This window comes from Chryseobacterium oncorhynchi, assembly GCF_002899895.1.
GTDB classification, from domain to species: Bacteria; Bacteroidota; Bacteroidia; order Flavobacteriales; family Weeksellaceae; genus Chryseobacterium; species Chryseobacterium oncorhynchi.
On the sequence record NZ_PPEI02000004.1, the window covers coordinates 25,167 to 39,341 of the forward strand.

General features: G+C 36.1%; 13 protein-coding genes. 10 read left to right on the forward strand and 3 right to left on the reverse strand.

What is annotated here, in order from left to right; translation table 11 throughout:
* The first annotated feature begins 32 nt into the window (after positions 1–32).
* The 8 genes from C1638_RS13685 (at position 33) to proC (ending at position 10,558) form a co-directional block, all read left to right on the forward strand.
* Positions 33–1,238, forward strand: a complete 1,206-nt coding sequence (locus C1638_RS13685; RefSeq protein ID WP_109621837.1) for a pyridoxal phosphate-dependent aminotransferase — start codon at positions 33–35, stop codon at positions 1,236–1,238.
* Positions 1,239–1,247: 9 nt separating this feature from the next.
* On the forward strand, positions 1,248–1,727 hold the full coding sequence (locus C1638_RS13690) for a hypothetical protein (protein WP_109621839.1): 480 nt from the start codon (positions 1,248–1,250) through the stop codon (positions 1,725–1,727).
* A gap of 3 nt (positions 1,728–1,730) precedes the next feature.
* Complete coding sequence (murB, locus tag C1638_RS13695) at positions 1,731–2,744, forward strand: UDP-N-acetylmuramate dehydrogenase (protein WP_109621841.1); 1,014 nt, start codon at positions 1,731–1,733, stop codon at positions 2,742–2,744.
* Between the two features lie 138 nt (positions 2,745–2,882).
* The gene (locus C1638_RS13700) at positions 2,883–5,636 is read left to right on the forward strand and encodes a TonB-dependent receptor (RefSeq protein WP_109621843.1); all 2,754 of its coding nucleotides are present in this window, start codon (positions 2,883–2,885) and stop codon (positions 5,634–5,636) included.
* A gap of 21 nt (positions 5,637–5,657) precedes the next feature.
* A complete protein-coding gene (locus C1638_RS13705) occupies positions 5,658–6,896 on the forward strand; it encodes a DUF4876 domain-containing protein (RefSeq protein WP_109621845.1) in 1,239 nt (412 codons plus the stop codon).
* Between the two features lie 27 nt (positions 6,897–6,923).
* Positions 6,924–8,456, forward strand: a complete 1,533-nt coding sequence (locus C1638_RS13710; RefSeq protein ID WP_109621847.1) for a DUF6850 family outer membrane beta-barrel protein — start codon at positions 6,924–6,926, stop codon at positions 8,454–8,456.
* A gap of 2 nt (positions 8,457–8,458) precedes the next feature.
* Entirely contained in the window at positions 8,459–9,607 is a 1,149-nt protein-coding gene (locus C1638_RS13715; RefSeq protein ID WP_109621849.1) for a cytochrome-c peroxidase, read from the forward strand.
* 147 nt (positions 9,608–9,754) lie between these two features.
* A complete protein-coding gene (gene proC / locus C1638_RS13720; protein WP_109621851.1) occupies positions 9,755–10,558 on the forward strand; it encodes a pyrroline-5-carboxylate reductase in 804 nt (267 codons plus the stop codon).
* Here the strand turns inward: proC and C1638_RS13725 are convergent.
* The 3 genes from C1638_RS13725 to C1638_RS13735 all read right to left on the reverse strand — a co-directional run bounded on the left by C1638_RS13725 (position 10,539) and on the right by C1638_RS13735 (position 12,032).
* Positions 10,539–10,961 carry a VanZ family protein gene (locus tag C1638_RS13725; RefSeq protein ID WP_109621853.1) on the reverse strand — a complete coding sequence of 141 codons (423 nt, stop codon included), beginning with the start codon at positions 10,959–10,961 and terminating at the stop codon, positions 10,539–10,541. The two genes, proC and C1638_RS13725, sit on opposite strands and share 20 nt — an antisense overlap.
* 110 nt (positions 10,962–11,071) lie before the next feature.
* The gene (locus C1638_RS13730; protein WP_109621855.1) at positions 11,072–11,638 is read right to left on the reverse strand and encodes a hypothetical protein; all 567 of its coding nucleotides are present in this window, start codon (positions 11,636–11,638) and stop codon (positions 11,072–11,074) included.
* Between the two features lie 16 nt (positions 11,639–11,654).
* A complete protein-coding gene (locus tag C1638_RS13735; RefSeq protein WP_109621857.1) occupies positions 11,655–12,032 on the reverse strand; it encodes a nuclear transport factor 2 family protein in 378 nt (125 codons plus the stop codon).
* 94 nt (positions 12,033–12,126) lie between these two features.
* Here C1638_RS13735 and C1638_RS13740 point away from each other — a divergent pair, with 94 nt between their 5' ends.
* Both C1638_RS13740 and lnt read left to right on the forward strand, forming a co-directional pair.
* Positions 12,127–12,468: a winged helix-turn-helix transcriptional regulator gene (locus C1638_RS13740; protein ID WP_109621859.1), complete on the forward strand. Its 342-nt coding sequence runs from the start codon at positions 12,127–12,129 to the stop codon at positions 12,466–12,468.
* A 70-nt stretch (positions 12,469–12,538) separates the two neighbouring features.
* On the forward strand, positions 12,539–14,173 hold the full coding sequence (lnt, locus tag C1638_RS13745; protein WP_109621861.1) for an apolipoprotein N-acyltransferase: 1,635 nt from the start codon (positions 12,539–12,541) through the stop codon (positions 14,171–14,173).
* Positions 14,174–14,175 lie beyond the last annotated feature (2 nt).

The following is a 14,175-nucleotide window of genomic DNA, read 5'->3' on the forward strand; positions in this document are numbered from 1 at the left end:
ATCCTATTTTTGTCATACAAATTTTTTGAACAATGCCAAATATTTCAAACAGAGCACTGCATATGCCGGCATCACCGGTAAGAAAACTGGTTCCCTTTGCATTACAAGCAAAACAGAAAGGAATAAAAGTATATCACCTTAATATCGGACAGCCTGATATTGAAACTCCGGAAACAGCTTTAAATGCTTTAAAAAACATCGATTTAAAAGTATTGGAATATGCACTTTCTGAGGGTAATATTGAGTACAGAAAAGCCCTTACTGAATATTATCATTCATTAGGTTTTTCAGATCTTACTCCGGATAACTTTATTGTTACCAATGGTGGTTCTGAAGCCCTAAACTTTGCTATTTCAACTTTATGCGATAATGGAGATGAGGTGATCATCCCTGAACCTTATTATGCAAACTACAACGGTTTCACCAGCACATTTAATGTGAATGTAGTGGCTGTTCCATCTACCATTGATACTGGTTTTGCTTTACCTCCGGTTGAGGAATTTGAGAAAAAAATTACAGAAAAAACAAGAGCAATCATCATCTGTAACCCAGGAAACCCTACAGGATACCTATATACACGTGAAGAGCTACAAAAGCTTGCTGAAATTGCTTTAAAATATGATATCGTCATCATTTCAGACGAAGTATACAGAGAATATGTATATGACGGAAAACAGCAGATTTCAATGCTTGATTTCCCGGAATTGAGTGAAAACTGTATTATTATTGATTCAGAATCCAAGCGTTATTCTATGTGTGGAGTAAGAATCGGATGTATGGTTACCCGTTCTCAAAAAATTCGTAATGCGGCGATACTTTTTGCACAAGCAAGATTAAGCCCTGTTCTATTGGGACAGATTGCAGCAACAGCGGCACACCAGAATGACGGTGCTTACATCAGAGCGGTAAGAGAAGAATATACCCACAGAAGAAACATTTTAGTAGACCTTCTAAATGCTATTCCGGGAGTAATCTGCCCTAAACCAAGAGGAGCATTCTACTGTGTTGCAGAACTTCCGGTAGATGATACTGAAAAATTTGCACAATGGTTATTGGAGAAATACTCTTATAACAACGAAACCATTATGGTAGCTCCTGCAGGTGGATTCTACAGCAACCCTGAACTAGGAAAAAAACAGGTAAGAATTGCCTACGTTTTAAAAGAAGAGGATTTAAAGAAAAGTGCTGAAATTCTTAAGGAAGCCTTAAAGAAGTACAGAGAAGAATTTAGCCTATAAAATTATATCATGCCGACAACAAGAAATATCCATTTGAAAATACTCTTTTCGATTCTTTTGCTGTCGGCATTTTTTTCCTGTGACAAACAGAAGTCATCTGTTGCTTCTAAAAATACCAATGAAATAACTTCTATCAGATTATCTCATATTGGAGGAACAATGGGTGAATACAGGATCATCAAAGTCACAAAAGATTCTGTCTTTGCAGAAAAAGGTGCTACAGCCAATAAAACTCATCAAGAATGGTCTTCGCCCATCAACATTGATACATGGAAGCGACTTAGATCCTCAATCAACGTTAAGGATCTTGATAATATAAAAAGTTCTCCAAGCCAACAGTCGGTAGATGGAATTGATGAAACTTTTCAGATACGGACTTCTAAAAAGATTCATATCTATGTCAATTCTTTTGCAGATACTGAGCATTATAAACAACTCCAACAGTTTAAAGAACAATTAGACCTAATTCTCCCACAAGAATACAAGTAAAACATGCAAGAAAATTTTTCATTAAAGCCTTACAACACATTTGGCGTTGATGCCAAGTCAAAATATTTCATTGAAATTAACAGCATTGAAGAATTAAAAGATGCCCTGAGTTTTTCAAAGGCACAAGCTCTTCCTCTTTTATTGTTGGGAGGTGGTAGTAATATTCTGCTTACAAAGGACTTTGACGGACTTGCCATTAAGCTTAATTTAAAAGGTATTTCTGAAGAAAAATTTAATGAAAATGAAGTTCTTGTAACAGCAAAAGCAGGTGAAAACTGGCATGAATTTGTTCTAGATTGTCTTGGAAAGAATTATGGCGGACTGGAAAATCTTTCTTTAATTCCGGGAAATGTAGGAACTTCTCCAATGCAGAATATCGGTGCCTATGGAACGGAAATCAAGGATGTATTTGTAAGCTGTAAAGTACTGGATCTGGAAAACCTTGAACTGAAGACTTTCAACCTTGAAGAATGCAGATTTGGTTACAGAGATTCTATTTTCAAACAGGAAGGGAAAGGCAGATATATCATTCTGGAAGTTACCTTTAAGCTTACCCAAAAAGATCACCATATCAAGACAGAATACGGAGCTATTACTGCTGAACTGAAAAACATGGGAATTGAACAACCTACGATTCAGGATGTTTCTAAGGCCGTGATCAGCATCAGACAAAGTAAATTACCGAATCCTAAGGAGATTGGAAATGCCGGAAGCTTTTTTAAGAACCCCACTATTCCTTTGGCACAATTTGAAGCTCTTCAACAAAAGTTTGAAAACATTCAAGGGTATCCTAATGGAGATAAAGTAAAGGTTCCTGCAGGATGGCTCATTGAACAATGTGGATGGAAAGGTAAGCAGATTGGAAATGTAGCCTCACACAAGCTTCAGTCATTAGTTATCATCAACGCAACCGGAATTGCAACCGGAAAAGAGATCTTTGATTTCTCTACTGAAATCATCAATTCTGTAAAGGAAAAATTCGGGATAGAGCTTGAGCGAGAAGTGAATATTATATAAATTCCGCATTATATTATATAACATTCTCAGGATTATTTTCCTGACATTTGTCTATTATTTTAATTTATTCTAAATAACTATTGGTCTGCATTATTATATTTTATAATTTTGCCGTCTGCTTATTTAGAATAAATAAAAATGACTAGATCTTTATTTCTTGTTTTCTTTTTCATTTTCAGTATACAGCGTATATATGCTCAGGATGAAAAATCACAATTGAACATCACCGTTTTTGACGAAAACAATAAAGAATTAGGAGGTGCTTCTGTTACTATCAATCAGACCTCTTTAACTACTGATAAGAATGGAAATACCGGTATTTCCATATCTAATGGTAAATATCTTTTAAAAGTTCTTCATCCTAGTTATCAGGAAAAGGAACTGAGCATCAGTCATTCTTCTCCACAAAATATCACGATCAAGCTTCAGCCGATCAATAAACTGGAGGAAATTGTTGTATTTTCTAAGGAAAGTAAAGGCTTAACAACCAAGTCTGTTATTGACAGACAAGCCATGCAACATCTACAGCCCTCAAGTTTTACCGACTTAATGGAGCTACTTCCCGGGGGGCTTTCCAAGGTACCGATATTAAACTCAGTGAACAAAGCTACCCTTCGAGAAAATACAGGAATATATACAGGTAATCAATATAACACCTCATCACTGGGTATACAGTTTATGATTGATGACAATATCATCAATTCTAATGCAGACATGCAGGTTTCGTTGGACGAAAGACAGTTTTTAGAAGCTCCGAAATACAGGGAAACCTCATCTTCAGGAGTTGATATGCGAACTATTTCCACCAATGATATTGAAAAGGTAGAGATCATTCGTGGTATTCCGTCTGCAGCCTATGGAGACTTAACTTCCGGATTAATTAAGATTGAAAGAAAGATAAAGGCTTCTCCTTTACAGGCAAGATTCAAGGCGGATGGATTCAGTAAGCAATATTACGTAAGTAAAGGTTTTAAATTAACTGATAAATGGCAATTGAGTGCCAGTGCAGATTTCCTGGATTCAAAATCAAATCCTACTGATGATTTTGAAAACTACCAGCGTATTACGGCTTCTATCCGTTCAAAAAAGATTTCTACCCTGTGGTCAAGACCATTGGAATGGAGATCAAACATTGATTTCTCTACGAATATTGACAATAAAAAATATGACCCAGACAATGGATACCCGTCTATTGATAAGTATACATCCAACAATAAAAGAATCAGCTTCACGAATAACTTCATCTACCAACTTGATAAAAACTCATTTTTTAATAAACTGGTTTTAAATACCGCCATCCGCCAGGGATTTGAAAAGATTGAACAAGTGAAATTGATACAATTATCAGGTCCCCGCTCTTTTTCACTGGCAACTGAACAGGGAGAAAATGTAGGATACTTTCCGGATCTTCGTTATGTTGCTGAATTTTCTACAGAAGGAAAGCCATTGGATATTACTACTTTCCTACAAGCAACCGGTACAAAAAAAACAATGGGAATTACGCATCAGTATGAAGCGGGTCTCGACTGGAGGTACTCTAAAAACAATGGAAGAGGACTTCAATATGACATGAAAACTCCGCCATCTGCTAGTACAGGTATTACAAGACCTAGAGCTTACAATGCCATTCCTGCTTCCAGTTTGTTCGCTGCTTTTGTAGGAGATCAAATGAGTTATGCTATCGACCAGCATAAATTCACATTATATGCAGGTTTAAGATTTTCTAAAAATCTGGGGATAGATAATTCTTACGCCATCAGTAAAAAGGTATTCACAGAACCTAGATTGAATTTCCAATACAGCCTGCCTCATATCATGATCAATAATTATCCTTTAAAAACGGATGTAACATTAGGATATGGTCTTTTCTACAAGCAGCCTACTCTATTGATGCTTTACCCAAATAATGAATACTGGGATTATACGCAGCTGAATTACTACCATAATGATGCACAATATAGATATGTGAACTTCATGACGTATGTACAGCAAAGAGAAAATAAGGATCTTCAGGCAGCAAAAAGTATAAAAAAGGAAATCCGTTTGGATCTTTCCTACAGAAATCATGAGTTCTTTATGACTTATTTCAAAGAAAATATGAACAATGGCTTCCGTACTATGGATCAGACAGCCGTGCATAATTATAAGCAATATGATGCTACAAAGGTAGATATAACTCAATGGACTCCTAACGGACCAAACTTAACGAATGTCCCTTACGAAGTAAAAAATATTTTTGGAGTCTATTCTACTACAGAAAATGGAAGTGAGACTTTAAAACAAGGTATCGAATTTGGTTATACTTCTCCTAGAATCAAGGCTATCAATACAAGATTTACCTTCACAGGAGCATGGTTCAAGTCACAATATAGGAATTCTGCACCTATTATTTCTAAACCCACGGCAACTATTGGTTCAGAGATCTTCCCTTATTATGGGATCTACAAAAGCGATAATGGATACATTAATTCAAATTTAAATTACAACTTTCTTGTAGATACTTATATCCCAAGCCTGGATCTGATTGTTTCAACATCATTTCAGGGTAGTTTATATGATCACTCGAGAAATGACAGAAGAATTGCCGAGCCTATTTCTTATTATGGAATGGATGGTGTAATACATCCTTACACAGAAGCCGACAAAACAGATACCTATAAGCAATGGCTGGTAAGAAATGTTTCCGTTTCTGATAACCTGGACAGGCTTACCACTTTTACAATCACAGGAAATATAAAGATCACAAAAAGCATTTATAAGGCATTGCGTACTTCATTATTTGTTAACAGACTTTTCAATTATAGTGCGCCTTACACATTCAACAATGTAACGGTGTACAGAAAAAGGATGAATACCCCTTACTTCGGAATGGAATTAAACTACAATTTTTAAAATATACTAAAAGGAAATAGCATGAAAAAAACAGTTTTACTATTAAGCTTTGTAGCCATGATGGGAGCTGCATTTACAGTAACCTCATGTACAGATGATGAATTCGGAGTACAGGCCGCACAAATTGGTGTCTTAACTTTATCTTTTACCGGCGAGAATATTAATTCTTACGAAAATCTGGATATTGAACTTCGAGAAGTGAATACCGGAGCGATTATCACCAAAAAAACTCAAAAAGTAACTGCAACCTCCATTGAAGTTCCTTATGGTTCTTATAAAATTATTGTGAATGGTAAAGTAGTTACCACTCAGTTGACAACTACTGATGCCGCTGGTACCGCAGTTGCTGATATTACCACAATGGCGACCAATATTACGGTTCCTTTATATTTTAAAACATTCCATGAAGATTTTATCATTGAAGAAGTATTCTTTACAGGGGTTAAAACTCCGGATGGTAAAAACTATAATTCTAGCCGTTATTTTAAAATCGTAAATAATACGGACAAAGTTTTATATGCAGATAACCTGATCATTGGCCAGTCTCAATTTATGACGACTGAAGATGATAACCCTACTCCTTATGATGTAAACCAATATTTTCCGGTAAAAGGAGTCTTGATTTTACCTACAAACGAAGTAGATCCTACCGTAAAAAAATACCCTGTGCAACCAGGTGACTTCATCGTTGTAGCAGATAATGCAATTAACCACAAAGCGCAGACAAGTACCGCTTTTGATCTTCATAATGCAGACTTTGAATTCCCATCAACAGCTCCGGCTCTGGGACAGGTTGACAATCCGGCTGTACCTAATGTAGATGTTGCCTTTACTACAGCAAAGAATATGTTTATCATGCACAACAGAGGGTTTGAAAGCTACGTTATAGCACGTTTCCCGGCTGGAGAATCAAAAGACACATTCCTTCAAAACCATAAATACGATTTTAGCTACATTAATTCTGCCGGAACCGTTACCAAAAGAAATGTTTATTCAATTCCGAATACATGGATCATAGATGGAGTTAATAATAGTGTCCCTACTAAGTTTTTCCACACATTAACATCTCCTAGCATTGATGCAGGATGGACTTCTGCAGGATCAGTAGACAGTGACCCTACCCGTTTCGGAAAATCTGTAAGACGTAAGATTACAGGAAAGATGATGGGGAATAAAAATCTTTACATGGACACCAACAATTCTTCGAATGACTTCGTTAAGGATTCCGAAGCTAGTTTAAAAGACGGTATTGTTCATTAAAATATCGATTTACACTTTCAATACATTATGCTTAATACAAAAACATCTTTCTTCCTGTTATTGGTCAGTATGTGTTTTCTCTCCGTGAAAGCACAGGACAGTATCAGTCTTTTTAAGACGATCAACAATCAATACGATACAGAAAGAAATTTTAAAGATAATTTTTTCAATAACCCGGCTTCTATGTCGGGTTATAGTCCTTCTTCATTTTCGGAGTTCAGTGTTGGCTATCATAACAATGATAAGAAAATTTATCGTCAGCAACTTGGAAACGGAGATAAAGGATTAACCGTGGAAGCAAAATCATTTCAAAAATTAAAACCTAACCGTTATGTTTGGGGAAATGCAAGCTATCAGAACCTTAAAACAGGACTGCTCCAATGGAACGAATCATTAGATTATGACCGTGTAGCACCTTACATCACTGCAGATTCTGCCGGAGGAAAGTTAAACCTCGAACGTTATCAGTTTGCCGGAGGATATTTACAGAAATTTAACCGATGGACTATTGCAGGGCAAGTAAGCTATCTTGCGCAAATGGGATTCCGTGCCAAGGATCCACGACTAAAAAGTACTACTTCTGATCTGCGTATAAAAGCTGGTTTGAACTATAATTTTTTCAGAGAATATGAAGTAGGAGTATTTGGTGAATTCAGCAAGTACACCCAAAATAGTTCCATTACATTCCAGAGTTTATTGGGTAGACCTTTTACGTACCAGATGTCAGGTTTTGGATTTTCAAATTACTTGTTCAACGGAAGTGCCAATCCCAATGTTTCTTTTGAAGAATTCGCCTATAAAGGAGGGTTGCAGATCGCCAATAAACAGGGTAAAGATTTTTATCTTCAGGCAGCTTGGGGAAAATCCAACAACATTAAAAGTTATGTGAACAGCCCATCTTCCAACTTATTTTATGATCTTTCCGATTTGGAAAATAAAACCATTGAAGTGGAAGGAGCAAAATTCTTCAGCATCAACGAAAAAAATCGAATCGGACTTCTAGCCAATTTTATGTCTTCTGTAAAAACAGGCTATGAGTATGGGTACTCACTGAATACAGCAAGCTTACAACAAATTTATAAAAGAAAATCATATCGTAAGGAAGATTACATCACTGTAGTAAAAGGGTTTTACCAATATAATCAGGAAAACTTCTCTATTACAGCAACTCCGTTTTTTGCATATGAAGAAATCAAAGAAAGAAGACTTTATCCTACTGCAGGGCAAAAATTTACGTATAGCTATTTCGGAATTAATATAGATTATAAGCAGCAGATTAAAGAAAATCAGGTATTGACAGTACAGCCTTATTTCTCGCAAAGAATGGTTGGCAAAAATTTCAATGCATTAACTACTACAGGAAATGCAGCTGTAAACGAATGGATTCTTCAGGATTATATGTATCAGGCAAGTGATATGACCAATTTGGGAGCCTCAGTAAGATATGACTTTAAACTGCAAAAACTTCCTGCTTTCTTTGTAGGCGCACAGTATCAATCCCAGAAAATTCAGAAAAAAAATAATAATTTTGTAGGTGCTAGTATCGGGATAACGTTTTAGACATGAAAAAAATAATCTATTGGGGATTAGGCGGAGCTGTAATGATTTTACTAAGCTTTACTCCTAAGGTAAATGAGGACCTTCTGAATTTTCAGGATCCTACCATTGAAGACATTGTTAAAAGTTATAAGAAAGCAATATCCGAATGGCCAAAACCAACTATTGACTATGGTGTAAAATGGAATGAGTTCTCATCCATTAAATCTGACTCCGCATTTTTTGCAGAGCAGGACAAGCCCAATGTTATCCTTGGGAAAACGCTATTTTTTGATCCAAAATTATCCCAATCCAACCAGATCTCATGCAGCTCATGTCATGATCCTGAAATGGGATGGTCAGACCGAAGACATGTAGCCTTAGGAAACGATCACCTCCAAGGAAACAGAAATACAATATCGCTTTATAATATTGCGGAAAGGCAGTTGTTTTTCTGGGATGGAAGAGCAAAAACCCTTGAAGAGCAGGCAGCAGGTCCTTTGGGTGCTCATCATGAAATGGCCATGGATGTAAAAACATTACCTGCAAAAATCCAGGCACTAAAAGGATATAAGCCACTTTTCAAAAATGCCTATGGGGATGAAAAGGTAACCTATGAGAGAATTGTAAGAGCCATTGCAGACTTCCAGAAAACCATCAAAAGCCAGCCAAGCCGTTTTGATAAGTTTTTAGAAGGAAAATATACCGCGCTATCTGACGAAGAGATCTATGGGATGCATATTTTCCGAACCAAGGCAAGATGTATGAACTGCCACAGCGGCCAGTACCTTACAGACGAATCTTTTCATAATATCGGGTTAACCTATTATAAAAGAAAATACGAGGATCTTGGATTGTATAATATTACCAAGAATGCTGAAGACGTAGGCAAGTTCAAAACTCCTCAACTAAGAGATCTGATGCTTACCCAGCCATGGATGCACAACGGGCTCTTCAATGAACTTGAAGGCGTTGTGAATATGTACAACAGTGGAATGCATATGATAGATCCGTCTCCTGAAGCGAAGCAAAAAGACCCGCTTTATCCTGTGACTGATCCTTTATTGAAGCCTTTAAAGCTGACAAAAGAAGAACGAAAAGCCCTGGTTTCTTTCCTTGAAGCTCTTTCGGGAACAAAGTATAAAATGAGAAGACCGGAATTCCCCGTGGAATAAGAAATGGTTTAAATCAAAAAAAAATAAAGTCTGGTATAATACCGGACTTTTTTGTTGAATAATAGGACGATAACTTCAGGCTTTATCCTGAACAGCCTTTTCTGTCACAATAAAAAACATTATTTTCGTTAAAAAATAACGCACAATATGAAAATAGCTATTTTAGGAGCCGGAAATATGGGGTTATCCTTTTCAAAATCATTTCTGAAGTATGAACTGATTAAGCCCGAAAATCTTCATCTTATCATTCGAAGTTCATCAAAAATTTCCAAAATAGCGGAAGAGTTTCCCAAGTCAAAAATTTCTACTTTTGATGAGGTGAAAGATCTGGATGCAGACCTTATCATTATTGCTGTAAAGCCACAGGATTTCCAAACTGTTGCTCAGAATATTCAATTTACCTTAAAAGAAAACCAGATGGTTCTGTCCATCATGGCCGGAATTAATATTGAGAAAATTCAAAAGTCATTGAACCATCCATTGGTGGTAAGAGCGATGCCCAACTCTCCTACTCTTTTAGGAATGGGAATTACAGGTTATACCGCTGCAGACGGCATCTCATTCAGCCAGCTTATCAATATCGAAAGACTATTGAATAGTACGGGAAGATCTGTTTATCTGGAGAATGAAGACCTTTTGGATGGTGTTACCGCACTTTCAGGAAGTGGGCCGGCCTACTTTTATTATATTATTGATGCCATGATCAAAGCAGGAGTGGAAATGGGAATTGAAGAAAACCTTTCCAAACTTTTTGTAAAGCAAACCATGCTGGGCGCTTATCATTTAATCAATAACTCTGAAAAAAACCTTGAAGAACTTATTAAGGATGTTGCCTCCAAGGGTGGAACTACGGAAGCAGCCCTAAAGACATTTGAAGAAAACAATTTTAAAGGAATTTTAAAACAAGGAATTTTAAATGCTGAAAAGCGGGCTAAAGAACTAAATAACTAAATCTTTTTTCAATAAACCGACAAAGCCGCCAGCCTAAATACACTCCAAAAGTATTCAGGATAATATCGTCTACCTCAAATATTCCCATTCTTGTAAAGTATTGGAGTGCTTCCACAATCACAATGGCTGAAACAAAAGTGAAAATCAATGTTTTCAGTTTCCTTAACTCGGGAAAGCTCCATCCCAGAAAACCAAAAGGAATAAACATTACAATATTTCCGACAACAATCACTACAATATCTTTCCAGGACATTGCCCCTTGGATAAACTTGATGGTAGAAAACACGGGCTCCACTGTGATCAGGTTATCATCATACTGAAACCTGCCCATTCCCAGAAACATCAGGTAGAGTAAAAACAGCGAATAAGGAATAATAATGATTTTATAAATTTTCTTTAACATGCGATGCTAATATATTCATTTCAAAAACATTATCAATATCCTTTAGTACAGATTTTAAAAATTTGTATACAAAAGAAAGAGAGCAGTATTAGCTCTCTTTTTAAATTATATTATGACTTCCTTTTCATCGGGATTTGTAGGTTTGTAGGTCGGTTTAATTCTGTATCAAAACCTCTACCATCAATGTTTCTTGCTCCCCAGAACATCATATCATTGAAAATATATATTAAGTCGTACTCCTTAAAAATTTGCCCCTCGCTCAAACCAAATGGTAAAAACCTTTTTCTTAATATGTTTTGAGTTTTCCCTGTCTCCCAGATTTCAAAATTCTCTTTTGCTGAAGCATTTAAAACATCTGTAAAATTTTGAATTAAAGGAATTACTTCATAAGCATGATCAGCTATAAAATCTACTTTTTGTGCGCCTTTTGCAATGGGATGATCTCCCTGCCATTCCACATGCCCCTTAAGAATAATTTTAGCCAAAGGTATTTCTCCATAAGCATCAGCATAATTAATAATTTCCAGTTTAAATTGATCTTCAGGAAGAAATGAAAATGATCTTTTCAAATAAAAGGGCTTCAGACTTCCATCTTCATTTTTTAATGAACTTGGCCTTATTTCTATTGAAATACTTTCCCATTCTCCCAATGCTTTTTTTCTTGTTTCTTCAATCATACTGCTGTTATTTTTCTTAATCTAATGATATAGGAAACATTGCATTTCCATTAGCTGAATTCTCTACTGTCACCTCCTCCTGCATTACATCCCAGTGTTCCGCTATTTTTCCTTTATCTATCCTAAAAATATCTACAGCAATCATATTTTTCCCTTGCCAGTTTTTATATCGTCCGTGGATCATTACAATATTTCCATTTTCAGTAATAACTCCAGGCTCGTATCCAAAATCTTCCGGCAAAGTGGGTACAAATTGCTTCAACACCTCAGTGCCGTTAGGGATTCCGGGATTATGCTGAATGTAATGATCTCCAAAATATTTATCAAATGCTGTAATATCTCTATCAATAAAAACAGCTGTAATTGCATTTAACACTAATTCTTTATTGTTCATACTTTGTAATTTTTTATAGATACGAAGGTATTATCTTTGTATTAATTATTAATACTAGTCTTGATTATTATCTATAGTAAACTTTTTTAGACCAATGGAAAATAAAAGAAAAAATAAAGATTTCAATCCTAACAATTGTCCAGTGACTCATTTTTACAATAAAGTAGGTGGTAAATGGAAAACCGTAATTATGTATGGGATAAGTATGAATGTCAACCGTTTCAGCATGCTTCAAAAAGCAATCCCTATGATCAGTAAGCAAATGCTTGTGAACCAACTCAGAGAAATGGAAGAAGATCATATTATTGAAAGAACAATCTATGCCGAAATCCCTCCCAGAGTAGAATATAAGCTTACGGAATATGGTAAAACCTTTATGCCTATACTTATGACCATTCAGGATTGGGGAGTTAAAGATATGGCTTTAAAAAATTAATTTTTTAATAGTCTCTTTTAACTTTGAGTTTCTTTTTACAAGTCTTACTTTTGCATTATATTTTATCTCAATGAAATACGTTCTACTTACCCTTATTTCAGCAATGCTGCTGTCGGTCTCATGGCCAACTTATGGAGTTCCGTTTTTTATATTTTTTGCTCTTGTTCCTCTTTTGATGATGGAACATGGAATTTCAAAATTCTCAGACTATAAAAGAAAAGGCTGGATGATCTTCGGACTGTCCTATCTTTGCTTTATCATCTGGAATGTTGTGACCACAGGATGGTTATACGGTTCTAAAAACCCGGATGGAAGCCACTCTATGATGGCTGTGGTATTTCCGGTTCTTGTTAATTCTCTTTTATACTCCTTGGTTTTCCAGTGTTATCATTGGTACAAGAATGCACAGGGAACATATTGGGGACTTGGATTCTTTATTGCCATCTGGATGAGTTTTGAAAAATTCCACCTAGGATGGGAACTTACCTGGCCTTGGCTGAACTTAGGCAATGTATTTTCAGATTATCCAAAACTAATTCAATGGTATGACACCTTAGGAGCAACCGGCGGAAGCTTCTGGATTCTTCTCATCAATGTCTTAATTTTCTATACTATAAGAACATGGGAAGCAGGAAGAAAAACAAAGGATTTAATTAGAAATACATCCATTGTAGCAGGCTTAATTGCTATTCCGATGATTATTTCAATCATTAAGTACAATAACTTTAACGAAAAGCCATCCGGACAGGTCAATGTCCTGATGCTGCAGCCTGATCTTGATCCTTATGCTGAAAAATACTCTAAGGACAGTTTAACAATTGAACAGGATCTTCTTAATCTTGCGGAAAAAAACTCGACCACAAAAATTGATTACTATATAGCTCCGGAAACAGCGCTTCCGGGCAGAGGTTCTATTTCTGAAACTGCTTTTGAAAAGAGTTTACTTTTAAATAATATCAAAGACTTTTTAACAAAACATCCGGGATCTGTTTTTGCAACAGGGATTTCTTCACATCGTTTTTATTTTGATCCTGCCAAAATACCTAATGAGGCTTATCAAATAAATCCAGGGGTATGGGTGGCGAGCTACAATACATCTATTCAGCTTGCTCCTCAGCAAAAAGTACAGGTATACCACAAAGGTAAGCTTGTTCCGGGGGTTGAAATTTTTCCTTATATGAGTGTTCTTAAACCTATTCTGGGCGATGCAATGCTCAATCTTGGTGGAACTGTAGCTTCTTTGGGAACAGATAAAGAAAGAGTTGCTTTTGCCAATCCTTACAACAAAGGGAAAATTGCTCCTATTATCTGCTATGAAAGCATTTACGGTGAATTTGTAACTGACTATGTAAAAAAGGGGGCCAACTTTTTAGGAATTATGACCAATGACTCATGGTGGGGAGTCACCGAAGGACACAAGCAGCTTTTATCTTATGCTAAATTGAGAGCCATCGAAACCCGAAGAGAAATTGCTCGTGCTGCGAACAGCGGAATTTCAGCGCATATCAATGCAAAAGGTGAAATAGTGGCTGATACATTCTATGGTGACCAAACCACTCTGTTTGCTAAGGTAAACCTTTATGATACCATGACGTTCTATTCGAGGGCAGGAGATCTTCTTTCAAGATTTTCAATATTTGCCTTAGGATTTCTTTTGTTTTATTTTCTGATTAAATGGTTTCAGGCTAAAATGAAGAAAGCATAGGA